General features: G+C 72.1%; 15 protein-coding genes. All 15 read right to left on the reverse strand.

Features of this window, described 5'->3' with window-relative positions:
- Positions 1-320: 320 nt before the first annotated feature.
- Complete coding sequence (locus NHG27_RS04210) at positions 321-797, reverse strand: LpqN/LpqT family lipoprotein (protein WP_497014850.1); 477 nt, start codon at positions 795-797, stop codon at positions 321-323.
- Between the two features lie 111 nt (positions 798-908).
- Positions 909-1,607 (reverse strand): FHA domain-containing protein, encoded by a 699-nt coding sequence (locus tag NHG27_RS04215; protein ID WP_497014851.1) that lies wholly within the window; start codon positions 1,605-1,607, stop codon positions 909-911.
- Between the two features lie 124 nt (positions 1,608-1,731).
- Complete coding sequence (locus NHG27_RS04220) at positions 1,732-2,754, reverse strand: polyprenyl synthetase family protein (protein WP_497014852.1); 1,023 nt, start codon at positions 2,752-2,754, stop codon at positions 1,732-1,734.
- Positions 2,751-4,556: an NADH-quinone oxidoreductase subunit NuoN gene (nuoN, locus tag NHG27_RS04225; RefSeq protein ID WP_497014853.1), complete on the reverse strand. Its 1,806-nt coding sequence runs from the start codon at positions 4,554-4,556 to the stop codon at positions 2,751-2,753. Before nuoN ends, NHG27_RS04220 begins: the two co-directional genes overlap by 4 nt.
- Complete coding sequence (locus tag NHG27_RS04230; protein WP_497014854.1) at positions 4,553-6,118, reverse strand: NADH-quinone oxidoreductase subunit M; 1,566 nt, start codon at positions 6,116-6,118, stop codon at positions 4,553-4,555. Before NHG27_RS04230 ends, nuoN begins: the two co-directional genes overlap by 4 nt.
- 7 nt (positions 6,119-6,125) lie before the next feature.
- On the reverse strand, positions 6,126-8,177 hold the full coding sequence (nuoL, locus tag NHG27_RS04235) for an NADH-quinone oxidoreductase subunit L (protein ID WP_497014855.1): 2,052 nt from the start codon (positions 8,175-8,177) through the stop codon (positions 6,126-6,128).
- Between the two features lie 10 nt (positions 8,178-8,187).
- Positions 8,188-8,487 (reverse strand): NADH-quinone oxidoreductase subunit NuoK, encoded by a 300-nt coding sequence (gene nuoK / locus NHG27_RS04240; RefSeq protein WP_138825647.1) that lies wholly within the window; start codon positions 8,485-8,487, stop codon positions 8,188-8,190.
- Position 8,488: 1 nt separating this feature from the next.
- Positions 8,489-9,442, reverse strand: coding sequence for an NADH-quinone oxidoreductase subunit J (locus NHG27_RS04245; RefSeq protein ID WP_497014856.1), 954 nt, complete (start codon positions 9,440-9,442; stop codon positions 8,489-8,491).
- On the reverse strand, positions 9,439-10,107 hold the full coding sequence (nuoI, locus tag NHG27_RS04250) for an NADH-quinone oxidoreductase subunit NuoI (protein WP_497014857.1): 669 nt from the start codon (positions 10,105-10,107) through the stop codon (positions 9,439-9,441). Before nuoI ends, NHG27_RS04245 begins: the two co-directional genes overlap by 4 nt.
- Positions 10,100-11,548, reverse strand: a complete 1,449-nt coding sequence (nuoH, locus tag NHG27_RS04255; RefSeq protein WP_497014858.1) for an NADH-quinone oxidoreductase subunit NuoH — start codon at positions 11,546-11,548, stop codon at positions 10,100-10,102. The genes nuoI and nuoH overlap by 8 nt, the downstream gene beginning before the upstream one ends.
- Positions 11,545-14,301, reverse strand: coding sequence for an NADH-quinone oxidoreductase subunit G (locus NHG27_RS04260; protein WP_497014859.1), 2,757 nt, complete (start codon positions 14,299-14,301; stop codon positions 11,545-11,547). Before NHG27_RS04260 ends, nuoH begins: the two co-directional genes overlap by 4 nt.
- Positions 14,301-15,635: an NADH-quinone oxidoreductase subunit NuoF gene (nuoF, locus tag NHG27_RS04265; RefSeq protein ID WP_497014946.1), complete on the reverse strand. Its 1,335-nt coding sequence runs from the start codon at positions 15,633-15,635 to the stop codon at positions 14,301-14,303. The genes NHG27_RS04260 and nuoF overlap by 1 nt, the downstream gene beginning before the upstream one ends.
- Positions 15,636-15,646: 11 nt before the next feature.
- Complete coding sequence (nuoE, locus tag NHG27_RS04270; protein WP_497014860.1) at positions 15,647-16,486, reverse strand: NADH-quinone oxidoreductase subunit NuoE; 840 nt, start codon at positions 16,484-16,486, stop codon at positions 15,647-15,649.
- Entirely contained in the window at positions 16,483-17,832 is a 1,350-nt protein-coding gene (locus NHG27_RS04275; protein ID WP_497014861.1) for an NADH-quinone oxidoreductase subunit D, read from the reverse strand. Before NHG27_RS04275 ends, nuoE begins: the two co-directional genes overlap by 4 nt.
- Positions 17,829-18,551 (reverse strand): NADH-quinone oxidoreductase subunit C, encoded by a 723-nt coding sequence (locus tag NHG27_RS04280; RefSeq protein WP_497014947.1) that lies wholly within the window; start codon positions 18,549-18,551, stop codon positions 17,829-17,831. The genes NHG27_RS04275 and NHG27_RS04280 overlap by 4 nt, the downstream gene beginning before the upstream one ends.
- Between the last annotated feature and the right edge of the window lie 25 nt (positions 18,552-18,576).

An 18,576-nucleotide genomic window follows, 5' to 3' on the forward strand; every position in this document is an offset into this window, starting at 1 on the left:
CGCCGCATAGATCCCAGCCGGACCAGCACCGACGATAGCCACACGCAAAGGACGAGAGCTGCTCACAAGAAAGAACGCCTTCCGGTCGAGGAGGGAGGTCGAGCCGCAGGACTGGGCGGACCGGTCGCCCGGGCTGTCCGGGAGGTCCACGGCTGCCAACGGGAGAACTCGATTGTACGTCTGAGGTGAATCTCCACACTGACAGCGGATCTCGCCTGGTGGAATCGCGTCTCAGGATCCGGCCGAATGTTACGTGCCGCGGGGCGCGCCGGTGCGTCGGGAAGCGACCCCGGCCACCGCCCGGCGGTACCGCAGGGGGCTCACACGACGATGCTCAGGCTGTCCTGGATCGCACGGATCTCCGGCAGGGTGCTCGGCATCTGCGCGCCGGTGCAGGAGCCCGTCACCTGCACCAGGTCCTTGACCGGCCCGCGGTCCACGAGGACGATCCGCACGGCCTGGACGAGCATGCCGAGCGTCGGCTCGGCGAAGAGCCCCTCGATCCGGAACCCGGCGTTGCCCTGCACCTCGATCTCCGACCTCCCGAGCTCCTGGAACTGCGGGAGCCCGGTGAGGCGCGCGACGACCTCGCCGACGGCCTGGTCGAGCGTGTGCTCCGCCCGGACACGGTTGAGCACCGTGATGACGTTCGCCCGGAACTCGCCGTCGGCCGCGTCCTTGGCGAGTGCGAGCGGCAGACCCACCTCGGGAAGGGGCTGCCACCCCGAGGGCTGCACGAGGCCCACCCCGGGGTAGGCGGGAAACTGCTCGCTCGGGAACTGCAGGGTCGTCGGCACGCTCACTCCTCTTCGTGGTCCACCAGGCCCCGACAGTCTAGGCAGGGCCGGGCGGCGCACCAGCCCAGGGCGGCGCACCGGCCCCGGGCGGGGCGGCGGGCGCGAGGACCGTCAGGAGAGCTCGCCCACCAGGTCGAGCAGGTGCAGGTCTTCGGCCGTGACGAGGCGGGAGGCCACCGCGTACTCCACGAGCCGCGCCCGACGGTTCGTGGCGGGCGCGCCGGACCCGCCGCGCAGGCCCTCCACACCGACGCGGTCGAGCTTGTCGCACACGTCGTCGAGCTTGCGGTGGAAGCGGTCGGCGGCCCACCCGAGCCTGCGGGCCGCGTCGGCCGCGGTCGGGACCTCCGAGGGCACCGTCCCCCCGCTGCCCAGCACGGGCTCTGCGAGGGCGAGGAGGAGCTGCTTCTGGGTGATCGTGAAGGCGACGGCCGCGATCGTGGTGGCTCCCCCGGACGGCGCCTCCGACCGGACCGGCCGGTACGGGGCGTCCTGGAGCTCGACCTGGAGCACATAGGTGGTCGGTCCGGCCGTGAACACGACCGACATCGACGGGAGGACGAGCGGCAGCCGGCCCCCGGGAGACAGCCACGACTGCACACCACCCCCGGCGTCGCAGACCGTCGCGGAGATCGACGACCCGACGTTCGCCAGCCACCAGACGCCGTGGTCGTGCGTGAACCGCAGGAAGCGACGGTGGAGGTACGGGTTGTCCTCGATCCCCAGGTCGCCGTCGCGCCCGACGTCGAAGGTCCCGCCCGGGACCGGCCGGAACCGCTCACCGCGGAACCCGATCGCCAGGTCGCTCATACGGCGGCCACGCAGGTCGGCGCGGGCTGGGACATCCTGCACTCCCTCTCGTTCACGATCTCGGCGTCACCCGCTCGTACGTGGCGTCTCGACCCGCGGGCGACGGCGGGCACGCGGCTGCGCCTCAGGCCGCGCGGTCCGCCAGCGCCTGGGCGAACGAGACGAGCGCCTCCTTGACCGGTCCTGCCGGGAGGGGCTCGAGCTCGGCGATCGCCGCCTGCGCCCACCCCACGGCGAGCGCCCGGGTCTCGCCCAGGACCTCGTGCGCGCGGAGCGCCGAGACCGCGGACGCGAGCTCCTCGTCCCCCGACAGGTCGGAGTCGAGCAGGTCGACGAGCTCCGCGTCGGCCGCGGTGCCCGTTCCCGCCGCGACCCGGGCGCGCAGCAGCAGGGCCGGCATGGTCGGCACCTTCTCCCGCAGGTCCGTGCCCGGCGTCTTGCCGGACTCGGCCCCCGAGGACGCGAGGTCGAGCACGTCGTCGGCGAGCTGGAACGCGACGCCCAGCTTCTCGCCGTACTCCGCGACGACCTCGACCACCGACGCGTCGCAGCCGCCGAACATGGCGCCGAGGCGGGCCGACGTCGCGAGCAGCGACGCGGTCTTGTCCGCGAGGACGCCCAGGTAGTGCTCGACGGGGTCGTCGGACCCCGAGGGGCCCGTCGTCTCGTGGAGCTGGCCCAGGCACAGCCGCTCGAAGGTCCGCGCCTGGATGAGCACGGCCTCCGGTCCCAGCGCGGCGACCGTCGACGCCGCGCGGGCGAACAGCAGGTCGCCGATGAGGATCGCGACGGAGTTGCCCCACACGGCGTGCGCCGACGGAGCCCCGCGCCGCACGGGCGCCGAGTCCATGACGTCGTCGTGGTAGAGCGAGGCCAGGTGGGTGAGCTCGACGACGACCGCCGCCTCCACCACCTCGGGCCGGTCGCCGTCGCCCAGCTCCGCGCACAGCAGTGCGAGGAGAGGACGCAGGCGCTTGCCGCCGGCGTTCACGAGGTGGCGGGACGCGGAGTCCGCGAGCCCGTCGGACTGCGCGACGGCGTCGCTCAACCTCGCCTCGACAGTCGTGAGGCGTGCGGTGAGCGTCGCGGCGAGCTCCGGATCGGTCAGGGGGATCGCCGTCGTGGAGACGGGTGGCACAGTGGTCACGGTCTGAACTTAGCCGCCTCGAAGGCAAGATCGAGAACCGAGGAGGGCAAAACGCCGAGAAGGATGACGCCGATCACACAGATCGCGATGGCGACCGTGGTGAATCCCTCCGACCTCACGACCGTGACCCGGCTCGTGAGCGCCGCGACCGGGCTCGTCCCGCCACCCGTCGACGACGCACCGTCGGGCGCCGTCCCCGGGCCGCCCGCTCCCTGCGGCGTGGGCGTGGGCGTGGGCGTGGGCGTGAAGAACATCAGCACGATGATGCGCACGTAGAAGAAGACCGCGACGGCCGAGGCCAGCACGCCGATCAGCGCCAGGGGCCAGGCCCCGACCGCGACCGCCGACTGGAACGCGGTGAACTTCGCGATGAAGCCGGCCGTGAGCGGGATCCCGGCCATCGAGAGGAGGAAGAGCGCGAACGCCCCCGCGAGCCACGGGCTGCGCCTGCCGAGCCCGGCCCACTCGCTGAGGTGCGTGGCCTCGCCGAGGACCGCTCCGGCGTCGGGCACGTCCGACCCGGCGGACGCCGCCGTGCCGGAGGCCCCCGCGCCTGCCCCGGCGCCCACCGTGGCGAGGTCCACCTCCGCGGGGACCACGACCGGCTGCGGTGCGCGCTCCCGCACGAGCGTCACGACCGCGAACGCGCCGATCGTCGCCAGGCCGTACGCGAGCAGGTAGAACAGCAGCGCCCGGACGCCGAACCCGCTCAGCTCGCCGAAGCCGACGAGGGCCACGATCAGGAAGCCCGCGTGCGCGATCGAGGAGTAGGCGAGCAGGCGCTTCATGTCCGTCTGGACGACGCCGATCACGGTCCCGACGACCATCGTCAGGATCGCGACGACCCACAGCGCGACCACGAGCTTCTCCTGGAGGTCGGGCGGCAGGGCCTGCCCGACGACGTACAGCACCCTCAGGAGCGCCCCGAAGGCCGCCGCCTTGGTGCAGGCCGCCATGAAGCCCGTGATGGGCGTGGGGGCCCCCTGGTAGACGTCAGGGGTCCACGAGTGGAACGGCGCCGCCCCCACCTTGAACAGCAGCCCGGTGAGCACCATCACGAGGCCGAGCAGCACGAGGCTCGTCATGCCGTCGAGGCCCGTGCCTCCCAGCAGCGCGCCGCGGACCTCCGCGAGCTGCACCGAGCCCGCGAAGCCGTAGACGAGCGCGACCCCGAAGATGAAGATCGCGGACGCGAACGCCCCCAGCAGGAAGTACTTGAACGAGGCCTCCTGCGACAGGAGCCGACGGCGGCGCGCGAGCGCCGTGAGCACGTACAGCGGGAGCGAGAGCACCTCGAGCGCGACGAACATCGTGAGCAGGTCGCCCGTCGCCGGGAAGATCATCATGCCGCCGACCGCGAAGAGCACGAGCGGGTAGACCTCGGTCTGCTCCAGGCCGCGGCGCCGGGCCAGGTCCTCGTACGCCGAGCCGGGCACGGCGGCCCCCGTGGGGGCGAACGCGTCCTGCTTGGTCGAGGTGCGGTCCGCGACCACGAGCGTCGCGAGGAGCGCGAGGACCACCACGATGCCCTGCACCGCGAGGCCGAACGGGTCGACGACGAGCGCACCGCCCAGGACCCGCACGCCGTTGCGCTCGAGCACGTCGGGCCACAGCAGGACGATCGACGTGAGCGCCCCGGCCAGGGCGCCGAGCGCCAGCACGAGCTGCACCGCCCGGCGCGCCCGGTCCGGCACGAAGGCCTCGACGAGCACGCCGACCACGCCGGCGACCAGGACGACGATCACCGGGACCAGGTAGGCCCACTCGATCGTGGGGGCCACGAAGGCGGCTGCGGGGGTCACGAGTCGCTCCCTTCAACGCTGAGGAGATCGGGGGTGGTGGCCGGGTCCTCGAGCCCCACGGCCGTCATGGTCACCTGCGCGGGCTCGCGCACGAGGTCCAGCGCGGGAGCCGGGTAGAAGCCCAGGGCCAGGAGGGCGACGATCAGCGGCGCGACGACCCACTTCTCGCGCGCCCCGAGGTCCGGGGTGCCCACGAGGTCGTGCGGGGCCTTGCCCGTGAAGACCTTCTGGTAGGTGAGCAGGACGTACAGGGCCGCGAGGACCACGCCGAGGACGGCCACGAGAGCGGCCGGGTGGCTCCGGGAGAACGTCCCGACGAGCACCATGATCTCGGACACGAAGGTCGAGAGCCCGGGCAGCGACAGGGCCGAGAGGCCCGCCACGAGGAACGTCCCCGCGAGGACCGGCGTGACCCGCTGGAGCCCGCCGTAGTCCGCGAGCCGGCGCGAGCGCGTCGGGTGCCGCGCGACCAGGAACCCGGCGAGCAGGAACAGCGCACCCGTCGAGATCCCGTGGTTGAACATGTAGAACGACGCCCCGGACACGCTCAGCGACGTGAACGAGAAGATCCCGAGGACGATGAACCCGAAGTGCGACACCGACGTGTACGCGATGAGCCGCATGATGTCGCTCTGGCCGATCGCCATGAGCGCGCCGTAGAGGATCGACACCACCGCGAGCACCACGACGACGGGCGCCGCCCACTGGCTCGCGTGCGGGAACAGCGGCAGGCACAGCGTCAGCATCCCGAACGTCCCCACCTTGTCCAGGACGCCCACGAGCAGCGTCGAGGTGCCCGCAGGGGCGTGCTCGGCGGCGTCGGGCAACCAGGTGTGGACGGGGAAGAGGGGCGCCTTGATCGCGAAGGCCAGGAAGAAGCCCAGGAACAGCAGGCGCTCCACGCTGACCGGCAGCGGGTTCGCCGCGAAGTGGTCCACCAGGTTCTGGGTCAGGAAGCCCTGCTCGCCCCCCGGACCGTTGAGGTACAGCGCGATCACCGCGACGAGCATGACGAGCCCGCCAGCGAGCGAGAAGAGCAGGAACTTCACGGCCGCGTACCGCCGCTGGGCGCCACCCCCGAAGCCGCCGATCATGAAGTAGACCGGGATCAGCATGGCCTCGAACAGCACGTAGAAGAAGAACACGTCGCGGGCCACGAAGACCGCGACCATGAACGCCTCCAGGAGCAGCACGAGCCCCAGGTAGTGGCGGAGCTTGGCGAGGTCGCCGTCCTGCTCGCGCCACGCAGCCAGGATCACGAGCGGGACCAGCAGGACGGACAGCCCGACCAGCAGGAGCGCGACGCCGTCGGCCCCCACCGCGTAGCTCACGCCGAGCTGCGGGATCCAGGCGTGCGTCTCGGTCAGCTGGACCGTGCCCGCGTCGGACGTGTCGAACGCGCTGATCGCCAGGCCCAGCAGCACCAGCTCGGCGAGCCCGAACACCACGGCCACGGTCCGCAGGTGCTTGCGCGCGGACGTCGCGCCCAGGCCCCAGACGGCCGCCGCACCGACGAGCGGCAGGGCGATCAGGAGCGTCAGCCAGGGAATCTCGGTGGTCATCGTTCCCTCAGCTCCCTGTTCCGGTGGTCACGGCGAGGACCACCGCGACGATCACGATCAGGCCGGCGAGCATCGTCGCCGCGTACGACCTGACGAATCCGTTCTGCATGCCGCGCAACTTCTCCCCCGTCGCTCCGACGAGACCGGCCAGACCCATCCAGCCGCCGTCGACCATCTGCCGGTCCCCGTAGACGAGGGACCGCGTGAGGTACTGCCCGGGCCGCATGAACACGGCCTCGTTGACCTGGTCCTGGTACAGGTCCTTGCGTGCTGCCCGCGTGAGGACCGAGCCGCGCGGCGGGACGATCGGCACGCGGGAGACCGCGAACTGGCGCCAGGCCAGCAGCACGCCCAGCAGGACGAGCACCAGGGTCAGCGTGACGAGGGCCCACACCGGGAGCACCGGGTCGGCGTGCTCGACGTGCCCCGTGACGGGCGAGAGCCAGTCGACGAACCCGTTGCCGAACGCCAGGAGGCCACCGAGGGCCACCGACCCGACCGCGAGGACGACCATGGGGGCCGTCATGAGCAGGGGGGACTCGTGCGGGTGCTGCACGGGTCCGTCGGTCGAGAGCGGCCCCGTGGGGCTCCCCGACCCGTCGTTCCAGCGCTTGTGCCCGTGGAAGGTCATGAAGAACAGGCGCGACATGTAGAACGCCGTGATCCCGGCCCCCAGCAGCGCGACGCCGCCGAAGACCCACGCGCGCCACTCCTGCCCGTCGATCGGGACGAACGCCGCCTCGATGATCTTGTCCTTCGACCAGAACCCGGAGAACGGCGGGATGCCCAGGATCGCGAGCCAGCCCAGGCCGAACGTGATCCACGTGACCTTCATGTACCTCGACAGCGCACCGAAGCGCCGCATGTCGACCCCGTCGTTCATGCCGTGCATGACCGAGCCCGCCCCGAGGAACATCCCGGCCTTGAAGAAGCCGTGCGTCACGAGGTGGAAGATCGCGAACGCGTACCCGATGGGCCCCAGGCCCGCCGCGAGGATCATGTAGCCGATCTGCGACATGGTCGAGGCCGCCAGGGCCTTCTTGATGTCGTCCTTGGCGCAACCGATGATCGCCCCGAACAGGAGCGTGACCGCACCGACGACGACCACGACGAGCTGCGCCGTCGGGGCCCCCTCGTAGATGGGTGCCGAGCGGACGACCAGGTAGACGCCCGCGGTGACCATCGTGGCCGCGTGGATCAGGGCCGAGACGGGCGTGGGACCCGCCATGGCGTCACCGAGCCACGCCTGGAGCGGGAACTGCGCCGACTTGCCGCACGCGGCGACCAGGAGCGCCAGACCGATCGCGGTCAGCAGGGCCGTGCCCGCCTCCGGCGCGTCGGCGAAGACCGTCGCGAAGTCGACCGCGCCGAAGCCCGCGAACATGAGCATGAGCGCGACGATCAGCCCGAGGTCGCCCACGCGGTTCATGATGAACGCCTTCTTGGCGGCCACCGCGTTCTCCCGCTCGTGGTTCCAGAACCCGATGAGCAGGTAGGACGCCAGGCCCACGCCCTCCCAGCCGACGAAGAGCACCAGGTAGGAGTCCGCGAGGACCAGGACCAGCATGGCCGCGACGAACAGGTTGAGGTACGCGAAGAACCGCCGCCTGTCCTTGTCGTGCTCCATGTACGCGACCGCGTACACGTGGATGAGGGTGCCGACGAACGTCACGAGCAGCACGAACGTCACGGACAGCGGGTCGAGCCGCAGGCCCACGCCCACGTCGAGGCCGCCGGCGGCGATCCAGTCGAACAGTCGGTGGTCGACCACCCGCTCGTCCGGGGGCAGGCTCAGCATCGAGAAGAACACGACGAGCGCGACCACGAACGACGCCGCGGACATGAGCACCCCGAACCACGCGCCCCAGCGGTCGCTGCGCCGTCCTGCGAGGAGCAGGATCGCGGCTCCCAGCAGGGGCAGCAGGATCAGCAGCGGGGCCAGCAGGAACGGCCCGGGCACGACCGTCGTGGCAGGGACGACCTCCTGTGTCGACAGGGCGGCCGGCAGCGCCGCCGGCAGGGCGTGCGCGAGTGCCGGAAGCAGAGTCACCGTTGGCATGCCTGCCCTCTCAGTTCTTCAGCAGGTTGACGTCGTCGACCGAGGCCGAGCGGCGGGTACGGAAGATGGCCACGATGATCGCGAGCCCCACGACGACCTCGGCCGCGGCCACCACCATCACGAAGAAGGCGATGACCTGACCGTGCAGGTCGCCGTGCATGCGGGCGAACGTCACGAACGTCAGGTTCGTGGCGTTGAGCATGAGCTCGATGCCCATGAAGACGATGATCGCGTTGCGTCGCAGCAGCACGGTCGTGGCACCGATCGCGAAGAGGATCGCGGCGAGGACCAGGTAGTTGGTCAGCTCCATGTCAGCTCTCCTTCCCGTGCTCGGTCGTCGGTCCGGCGGGGCTCGTGGGCGTGGTCGACCCGGTCGGGCCGTCCGCCGTACCGGTGGCTTCCTGGCCGGACGCGGGCGCCCGGGTCTGCCCGGACAGGTCCGCGGCGACCTCCTCGTCGGTGGCCGCCGAGAGCTCGGGGAAGCGCCTGGACGTCAGCTCGGGCTCGTGCTCGAGGAGCACGGCCCGCTCCTTGGCGAGGATGCGGCCCGCGGACCGCTCCTGACCGCGGATGCGCAGGATGCGCGAGACCGAGTGCTCGATGGGCCGTCCCTGCGGGTCGAGCGCGGGCGTGTCCATGGCGTTGTTCTGCGCGTAGACGCCGGGCGCCGGGAGGGGCGTGAGGAGCCCGCCCTCGGCGAGCGCGGCGACCTTGGCGTCGGAGATCTGCCGCTGACCCACGCGCGGGACCAGCCGGCGACGGTGGGTCAGGACCAGGGCCGCGATGGCCGCGGTCACGAGCAGGATGCCGACGACCTCGAGCGCGAACACGTAGTCGGCGAACAGGATCCGGGCCAGCGCGACGGGGTTGGTCTCGGCGTTGGCCGCGGTGAGTCCCACCGAGGGCGGGAACGTCGACTGCGCGATCACCCCGACGAGCACGGAACCGAGTCCCAGACCCAGCAGCCACCCGACGACCCGCTGGCCGCGGATGGTCTCGACGAGCGAGTCCGAGGCGTCGACGCCCACGAGCATGAGCACGAACAGGAACAGCATCATCACGGCGCCCGTGTAGACGACGATCTGGACGACGCCCAGGAACGCCGCCTCCTGCGCGATGTAGAGGATCGCGAGGCTGATCATGACGAACACGACGCAGACCGCGGCGTGCACGGCCTTGCGGGCGAACAGCAGGCCGAGCGCGGCCAGGACCATGAGGGGGGCGAGGACCCAGAACAGGACGACCTCTCCCCCGCTGACGGTCACCGGACCACCTTGCGGACCTCGGGGCGCCGCGCGGCCGCAGGGTCCTCGACGGGCGGCAGGGTCGGGTCGTCGGGCCGGTGCTCACGCACCCAGTCGATCTGCTCGGGCACGGGCCCGGTCACCTCTCCCCGGTAGTAGTCGGTGTCGCTCGTGCCGGGCACCATGGGGTGCGGGGCGGCGAGCATGCCCTCGCGCAGCGGCGCGAGGAGGTCTTCCTTCTCCCAGATCAGCCCCTCGCGGGTGGGTCCGGTGAGCTCGTACTCGTTGGTCATGGTGAGCGCCCGGGTGGGGCACGCCTCGATGCACAGCCCGCAGAAGATGCAGCGCAGGTAGTTGATCTGGTAGACGCTGCCGTAGCGCTCGCCGGGCGAGCGGTGCGCGCCGTCGGGGAGCGCGGAGTTGTCCGCGCCCTCGACGTAGATCGCGTCCGCGGGGCACGCCCAGGCGCACAGCTCGCACCCGATGCACTTCTCCAGGCCGTCCGCGTACCGGTTGAGCTGGTGACGACCGTGGTAGCGGGGCTTGGTCGGCACCTTCTCGAACGGGTACTGCTCGGTCACGGTCGGCCGGAACATCGAGGAGAACGTGACCCCGAACCCTGCGACCGGCGCGAGCAGACCGCCGAGCCCCTTCCTCTGCGGGATCAACGACTCGTAGTCAGCCACGGGGGACCTCCTCGTCCTGGGCGTCGGGTGCTGCGGTGCCCGCACCGGGCGGGCTGTCCTCGGGGACCAGGCGCCGTGCTCGGCGCGAGGCGCTGGGCAGGGTCTGGCCGGGCAGCGGCGGGACGGGGAAGCCGCCCGCGAAGGCGTCGAAGGGCTCGGGGGCCGCGGTGGCGCCCTTGCGGTAGGGGCCCGACGGCGTCGCTCCCCCGGCCGTCTCGGCCGCCCCTCCGGGTTCCTTGCGCGCCGGCCACAGGAAGATCGCGAGCATGGCGACCACGAACAGCGCGCCGGCCGCGACGAGGATCGCGCGGTTGTCGACGTCGCCGAAGCGGATGAGGCCCTGGACGACCGAGAGCACGACGATCCAGGCGAGCGCGGCCGGGATGAGGATCTTCCAGCCGAACTTCATGAACTGGTCGTAGCGCAGGCGCAGGAGCGTGCCGCGGACCCACACGAACACGAACATGAAGGCCCAGACCTTGACGAGGAACCAGAGGATGGGCCACCAGCCCTCGTTGAACATGCCGTCGTTGATCGCGGACAGCGGCCAGGGGGCGCGCCAGCCGCCCAGGAAGAGCGTGGTCGCGACCGCCGAGACGTTGATCATGTTGATGTACTCGGCGAGGAAGAACCAGGCGAACTTCATGGACGAGTACTCGGTCATGTAGCCCGAGACCAGCTCGCCCTCGGCCTCGGGGAGGTCGAACGGCAGGCGGTTGGTCTCGCCGATCATCGCGATGATGTAGATCACGAAGCTCGGGATGAGGATGAGCGCCCACCAGACCCTGGTCTGGGAGTCGACGATCTCCGAGGTGGACATCGAGCCGGCCATGATGAAGACGCTCACCAGGGCCAGGCCCATCGCGAGCTCGTAGCTGATGACCTGGGCCGTCGAGCGGACCGCGCCGAGCAGCGGGTAGGTCGAGCCGGACGACCAGCCGCCGAGCACGATCCCGTACACGCCCACCGAGGCGCACGCCAGGATGTAGAGCACCGCGACGGGGAAGTCGGTGAGCTGTGCGGGCGTGGAGTAGTCGGTGAACGGGATCGTGACGTTCGGCCCGAACGGGATGACCGCGAAGGTCAGCAGCGAGCAGAACACCGCGATCATGGGCGCCAGGATGTACACGAACTTGTCCGCCGCCGAGACCGTGAGGTCCTCCTTGAGGAGGAGCTTCATGGCGTCCGCGAGCGACTGGAGCAGACCGAACGGCCCGTGCACGTTGGGTCCGGGACGGACCTGCATCCGGGCCACGACCTTGCGCTCGAACCAGATCGCGATGAGCACGCTCGTGAGCAGGAACACGATGATGAGGACGGCCTTGACCAGGTACGTCCAGCCGTTGTCCTGCGAGAAGTCGGCCGCGATCCCGGGCACGCCCGGGGTCTCGGAGGCCAGTGCCGCCTCGGAGACCAGGGCGAGGTTCAGCAGGCCGCTCATGATGCTCCCCCGTCGGTGGGCTGGGTGGTTCCGCCGGGCCGGGAGGCACCGGCGGTGCGCGGGCCGGGACCGGCGACCGGCTCGACGCGCACGAGCGCGCCGGGGGCCACGCCGAGGTCGCGGTGGACCCGCGACCCCTCGGAGCCGAGCGGCAGCCAGACGACGTGCTCGACCATGTCGGTGATCACCACGGGCAGCTCGATCGACCCGCGGTCCGTCGAGACCCGCACGACGTCGCCCTCGAACAGGTCGGCGGCCGCCGCGGTGGCCGCGGACAGCCGGGCCACGGGTCGCTTGGCCGTGCCCGCGAGGAAGCGCTCGCCGTCCTGGCCGCGCCCCGCGTCGAGCAGCAGCCGCCAGCCCGCGAGGACCGCGGTGCCGGGAGCGACCGCCGGGGGCTCCGCGGTCGGGGTCGAGGGCGCCGCGGGGCGTGCACCGTCCCAGGTGCCGAGCTGGTCGATCTCCGCCCGGACCTCCTCGACCGTCCGCGCCCCCAGCGTGACGCCGGCCGCGTCGGCGAGCGCGTCCAGGACGCGGTGGTCGGGCATCGCGGTCGTGGCCAGCGCGGCCTCGAACGACCGCACGCGACCCTCCCAGCTCACGAACGTGCCCGCCTTCTCGACGGGCGGCGCCACGGGCAGGACCACGTCGGCGAGGGCCGTGACGTCCGAGGCACGCACCTCGAGGGACACGACGAACCCTGCGGCCCCCAGCGCCTTGCGGGCGTGCTCCGGGTCGGGCAGGTCGTCGGTGTGCAGGCCGCCCACGAGGACGCCGCCGAGCTGCCCCACGGACAGCGCGTCGAGGATGTCGCCCGTGTCGCGACCGGGCGCCTCCGGGAGGTGCTCGACGCCCCAGGTGACGGCCGCGTCGACGCGCGCTGCGGCGTCGGGCACGGGGCGCCCGCCGGGCAGGAGGCCCGGCAGCGTGCCCGCCTCCACCCCGCCGCGCTCGCCCGCCCGGCGCGGGATCCACGCGAGGCGAGCCCCCGTGGCCTCGACGAGGCGCACCAGCGCCGAGTACCCGCCGGGGACCCCGGCGAGCCGTTCGCCGACCAGGACCACCGCGCCGGGCTGCGCGAGCGCGTCCCGCAGGGCCGAGACCTCGGCGGGCTCGTCGACCGACTCGGAGGCGTCGGGTCCCACGGAACCGTCGTGGCCGAACAGCGTCTGCGCCCCGGAGGCGAGCACGTCGAGCCACTCGGCCTCGGTGCCCGGGGCCGCGCGCAGGAGCGTGCCGTCGAGTCGCTGCACGCCCCGGCTCGCGAAGGGAGCGAGGGAGAAGACCCGCAGGCCGCGCTTGTGCACGCCCTTGCGCAGGCGCAGGAACGTCACGCCCGCCTCCTCCTCGGCCTCGAGGGCCACGAGGAGCACCGCGGGCGCCTTCTCGAGCTCGTCGAACGTCACGCCCAGGCCCGTGCCCGCGACCCGGTGGGCCAGGAACTCGGCCTCCTCGGCCGAGTGCACGCGGGCGCGGTGGTCGACGTCGTTGGTGCCGAGCACGACCCGTGCGAACTTGCCGTACGTGTACGCGTCCTCGACCGTGAGGCGCCCGCCGGGAAGCACCCCGACGCCGCCCGCCGCGCGGGCGCGCTCCAGACCCGCCGCCGCGACCTCGAGGGCCTCGGCCCAGCTCGCAGGGCGCAGCTCGCCGCGCGTGAGGCGCCCGTCCTGGTCGACCTCGCGGTCGCGCACGAGCGGGTGAGTGAGGCGGTCCGGCGCGTCCTGCCACGTGAACGCGAAGCGGTCCTTGTCGGTGATCCACTCCTCGTTGACCAGCGGGTCCTCTCCCGCCAGGCGCCGCAGCACGACGCCGCGGCGGTGGTCGACGCGGATCGCGGAACCGCACGCGTCGTGCTCCCCCACGCCGGGCGTCGAGACCAGGTCGAAGGGCCGCGAGCGGAAGCGGTAGGCCGCGCCCGTGAGGGCACCGACCGGGCAGATCTGCACGGTGTTGCCGCTGAAGTAGGACGCGAACGGACGGCCCGACTCGTCCTCGAGCGCGGCCCCCACGGGCGCCTCGAAGCCCGCCCGGGCGCCGTAGGGCAGGGCGCCCGCGGGTGCCGCCGCCTCGGAGTCGGCGTCGGCGAAGCCCAGGACGCGTGCGTCGTAGCGGCCGATCTGCTGCTGCGCGCCGCGCTTCTGCAGGTCGATGAACGCGTCGCCCGCGATCTCCGCGGAGAACCGGGTGCAGCGCTGGCACAGGACGCAGCGCTCACGGTCGAGCAGGATCTCGGTCGAGATCGCGATGGGCTTGGGGAACGTGCGCTTGACGTCGACGAACCGGCTCGTCGCGCGACCGTTGCTCATGGCCTGGTTCTGCAGGGGGCACTCGCCGCCCTTGTCGCACACCGGGCAGTCGAGCGGGTGGTTGATGAGCAGGAGCTCCATGACGCCGTGCTGCGCCTTGTCCGCGACCGCGGACGTGTGCTGGGTCTTGACGACCATGCCCGGCGTGGCCTCGAGCGTGCACGAGGCCTGCGGCTTGGGCATGGGGCGGACGTTGCCCTCGCGGTCGGGGGTCGCGACCTCGACGAGGCACTGGCGGCACGCCCCCGCGGGGGCGAGCAGCGGGTGGTCGCAGAACCGCGGGATCTGGATGCCGACCTGCTCGGCGGCCCGGATGACCAGGGTGCCCTTGGGCACGGCCATCTCGATCCCGTCGATCGTGAACGACACGTCGTCGGGACGGGCGGGGGGCTGAGCGCCTCCCGCCGCGACCGTGGTCGACGGCTTGGGCGTCGTGGTCGTCATCAGTGCGCTCCTGCCGTCAGGGCCTGCGGGGCACGCCGGGGCGTGTAGTCGAACAGCGCGGCGGCCGACGGGTCGAACGGGCAGCCGCGCCCGGTGATGTGCGCCTCGAACTCGTCGCGGAACAGCGCGATGCTGCTCGTGACGGGCGAGGTGGCGCCGTCCCCGAGCGCGCAGAACGCGCGGCCGAGGATGTTGTCGCACGTGTCGAGCAGGACGTCGAGGTCGCCCTCGGTGCCCGCACCGGTCTCGATGCGGCGCAGGATCTGCTTGAGCCAGTAGGTGCCCTCGCGGCACGGCGTGCACTTGCCGCACGACTCGTGCGCGTAGAAGTCCATCCACCGGCTCACGGCCCGCACGACGCACGTGGTCTCGTCGAAGATCTGCAGCGCGCGCGTGCCCAGCATCGAGCCCGCCGCCGCGACCGACTCGTAGTCGAGCGGGGTGTCGAGGTGCGCGTCGGTGAACAGGGGGGTCGAGGACCCGCCGGGGGTCCAGAACTTCAGGCGGTTCCCGCCCCGGACGCCGCCCGCCATGTCGAGGAGCTCGCGCAGCGTGATGCCGAGCGGGGCCTCGTACTGCCCCGGACGGACCACGTGCCCCGACAGCGAGAACAGCCCGTGGCCTGCCGAGCGCTCGGTGCCCATGGACGTGAACCAGTCGGAGCCGTGGTTGACGATCGCGGGCACGCTCGCGACGGACTCGACGTTGTTGACCACGGTGGGCCGTGCGTACAGGCCCGCGACCGCGGGGAACGGGGGCTTGAGGCGCGGCTGGCCGCGCAGCCCCTCGAGCGAGTCGAGCAGGGCGGTCTCCTCGCCGCAGATGTACGCGCCCGCCCCGGCGTGGACCGTGACGTCGAGGTCGAAGCCGGACCCCTGGATGTTCTTGCCCAGGTACCCGGCCGCGTAGGCCTCCTCGACGGCCCGCAGCAGGCGGCGGTACACGTGCAGGACCTCGCCGCGCACGTAGATGAACGCGTGGTCGCACCCGATCGCGTAGGACGTGATGGCCACGCCCTCGATCAGGAGCTGGGGGCTCGCGAGCATGAGCGGGATGTCCTTGCACGTGCCCGGCTCGGACTCGTCGGCGTTGACGACGAGGTAGCGGGGTCCGCCGTCGGGCGCGGGCAGGAAGCCCCACTTCATGCCCGTGGGGAACCCGGCGCCGCCGCGGCCGCGCAGGCCCGAGTCCTTGACGACCTGCACGACGTCCGCGGGCGGCTGCGCGAGGGCCTTCGCGAGGCCCTGCCAGCCACCCTGCGCGACGTACGCGTCGAGGGTCCAGGAGCGGTCCGCGTCCCAGGTCTCGCTGAGGACGGGGGTCAGCGGGTCGATCGTCCGGTCGCTCACGGCTGCTTCCCCTTCGAGGCGTCGGGCGTCTCGCCCGTGGTGTCCGCGGGCGTGGTGGGCGTGCGCTCGGCGCTGGACTGCTCCTGCCCGACGACGGAGGCGCCCTCCGCGGCCGCCTCGCCCGTGCCCGTGGCCGACCCGTCCGCCTGCTCCGGGGCCTCGCCGCCGGGTGCCGTCCAGTCGTGGTCGCGGGCGAGCCGCAGGCCGGCGAGCGTGGGCCCCCCTGCCCCGACGCCCTCGTCCGCGCGACCGTCGGGGAACCCGGCGAGCACACGGCTCATCTGCTTGAACGTGCACACCGAGGCCGCACCACGCGTGGGGGCGACGTCCTCGCCCGCCCGGAGGCGGTCCGCGAGCTGCGTGGCGCCCGCGGGCGTCTGGTTGTCGAAGAACTCCCAGTTGACCATCACGACGGGCGCGTAGTCGCACGCCGCGTTGCACTCGACGCGCTCGAGCGTGATGGCGCCGTCCTCGGTCGTCTCGTCGTGCCCGACCCCCAGGTGCTCCGAGAGCTCGTCGAAGATCTCGTCGCCGCCCATGATCGCGCACAGCGTGTTGGTGCAGACCCCCACGGTGTAGGTGCCGTTGGGGTGGCGCTTGTACTGGGTGTAGAAGGTCGCGACCGCCGACACCTCGGCCGCCGTGATCCCCAGCTGCTCCGCGCAGAACGCGATGCCGTCGCGGGACACGTAGCCGTCCTGCGACTGCACCAGGTGCAGCATGGGCAGCAGGGCCGACCTCTTCTCCGGGTACCGCGCGACGATCGCCGCGGTGTCCTGCGCGAGGCGCGCGTACGTCGCCTCGTCGTATCCGGACCTTCTGGCCTCGAGCGTCATCGGTCCACCCCTCCCAGCACCGGATCGAGCGAGGCGACCGCGACGACGACGTCGGCGACCTGGCCGCCCTCGCACATCACGGCGACCGCCTGCAGGTTGTTGAACGAAGGATCGCGGAAGTGCGCCCGGTACGGGCGCGTGCCGCCGTCGGAGACCAGGTGCACGCCCAGCTCGCCGCGCGGGTGCTCGACCGACTGGAACACCTGGCCGACCGGGACCCGGAAGCCCTCCGTGACCAGCTTGAAGTGGTGGATCAGGGCCTCCATCGAGGTGCCCATGATCTCCCGGATGTGGTCGAGCGAGTTGCCCTGGCCGTCCGACCCGACGGCGAGCTGCGCGGGCCACGCGATCTTCTTGTCGGCGACCATGACGGGCTGGCCCGCCGTGGCCTCGAGACGCTCGAGGCACTGCTCGACGATCCGCAGCGACTGGTAGCACTCCTCGAGCCGCAGCACGACCCGCGAGTAGCAGTCGGCCTCGTCCGACGTGGGGACGTCGAAGTCGTACGTCTCGTAGCCGCAGTACGGGGCGGCCTTGCGCACGTCGTACGGCAGGCCCGTCGAGCGCAGCACCGGCCCGGTGATCGCGAGCGCCATGCACCCCGACAGGTTCAGGTGACCGACGCCCTGCAGGCGCCCCTTGAAGATCGGGTTGGCGAGCATGAGGTCGCCGAGCTGCCCGAGGTAGCCGCGGATCAGCGGGTCGGCCTTGCGGACCTGGGCCACGACGTCCGGCGGGACGTCCTGGACCACGCCGCCCGGGCGCACGTACGCGTGGTTCATGCGCAGCCCCGTGACGGCCTCGAAGATCCGCAGGATCTCCTCGCGCGCCGTGAAGGAGATGGTCATGACCGTCGTGGCGCCCATCTCGTTGCCACCGGTCCCCAGGCACACGAGGTGGGACGCGATGCGGTTGAGCTCCATCATGAGGACGCGGATGACGCTCGCCCGCTCGGGGACGTCGTCCGTGATGCCGAGGAGCTTCTCGACCGCCAGGCAGTAGGCCGTCTCCTGGAACAGGGGTGCGAGGTAGTCCATGCGGGTGCAGAACGTGACCCCCTGGGTCCACGTCCGGTACTCCATGTTCTTCTCGATGCCCGTGTGCAGGTAGCCGACGCCGCAGCGGGCCTCCGTGACGGTCTCGCCGTCGATCTCGAGCATGAGCCGCAGCACGCCGTGCGTGGACGGGTGCTGGGGGCCCATGTTGACGACGATGCGCTCCTCGCCGAGCTGGGTGGCCTCGGCGGCGATGTCTGCCCAGTCGCCGCCCGAGGCCTCGTAGCTCGGGATGCTCGCGTCGAAGTCCCCGTACGGCGCCTTCGTGGCGTGGGGCGTGGTGGTGCTCACGAGTACGACCTCCTCTGGTCCGGCGGGGGCACCGTGGCGCCCTTGTACTCGACCGGGATGCCGCCGAGCGGGTAGTCCTTGCGCTGCGGGTGGCCGGGCCAGTCGTCGGGCATCTCGATGCGGGCGAGGGCCGGGTGGCCGTCGAACACGATCCCGAAGAAGTCCCACGTCTCGCGCTCGTGCCAGTCGTTGGACGGGTAGACCGAGGTGGTCGACGGGACGTGCGGGTCCGCGTCCGGGACGGAGACCTCGAGGCGCAGGCTGCGTCCGTGGGTCACCGAGGTCAGGTGGTAGACGGCGTGCAGCTCGCGGCCCACGTCGTGCGGGTAGTGCACGCCGCTGACGCCCATGCTCAGCTCGAAGCGCAGGTCCTGCTCGTCGCGCAGCGCCCGGGCGACCGTCACGACGTGGTCCCGGCGCACGTGCAGCGTCAGCTCGGCGTGGCGTCCCGGGGGGTCCACGACGACCTGCTCGACCGCGTCCTCGAACCGCACGCCGGACTCCGCGAGGACCTCCGCCAGGACGTCGACGGCCTCGTCGAACCAGCCGCCGTACGGGCGCGCGCTCGGTCCGGGCAGCACCACGGGACGCACGAGCCCGCCGTACCCCGAGGTGTCGCCCGACCCGTGGGCGCCGAACATGCCCGTCCGGACCTCGACGACCTCGAGGGGCTCGCGGGCGCCCGCCTCCGGTCCCGTCACGAGCTCGTCGCCGGGCACGTCGCCCTTCGCGACCTTCTCGCGC

The sequence above is a fragment of the Oerskovia sp. 140933 genome (assembly GCF_059651515.1).

Coding starts and splice junctions, on each gene's coding strand:
- nuoL (WP_497014855.1), bottom strand. CDS start 8,177: ATGCCAACGGTGACTCTGCTTCCGGCACTCGCGCACGCCCTGCCGGCG.
- nuoH (WP_497014858.1), bottom strand. CDS start 11,548: ATGAGCGGCCTGCTGAACCTCGCCCTGGTCTCCGAGGCGGCACTGGCC.
- nuoK (WP_138825647.1), bottom strand. CDS start 8,487: ATGGAGCTGACCAACTACCTGGTCCTCGCCGCGATCCTCTTCGCGATC.
- NHG27_RS04215 (WP_497014851.1), bottom strand. CDS start 1,607: ATGAGCGACCTGGCGATCGGGTTCCGCGGTGAGCGGTTCCGGCCGGTC.
- NHG27_RS04260 (WP_497014859.1), bottom strand. CDS start 14,301: ATGACGACCACGACGCCCAAGCCGTCGACCACGGTCGCGGCGGGAGGC.
- NHG27_RS04230 (WP_497014854.1), bottom strand. CDS start 6,118: ATGACCACCGAGATTCCCTGGCTGACGCTCCTGATCGCCCTGCCGCTC.
- nuoE (WP_497014860.1), bottom strand. CDS start 16,486: ATGACGCTCGAGGCCAGAAGGTCCGGATACGACGAGGCGACGTACGCG.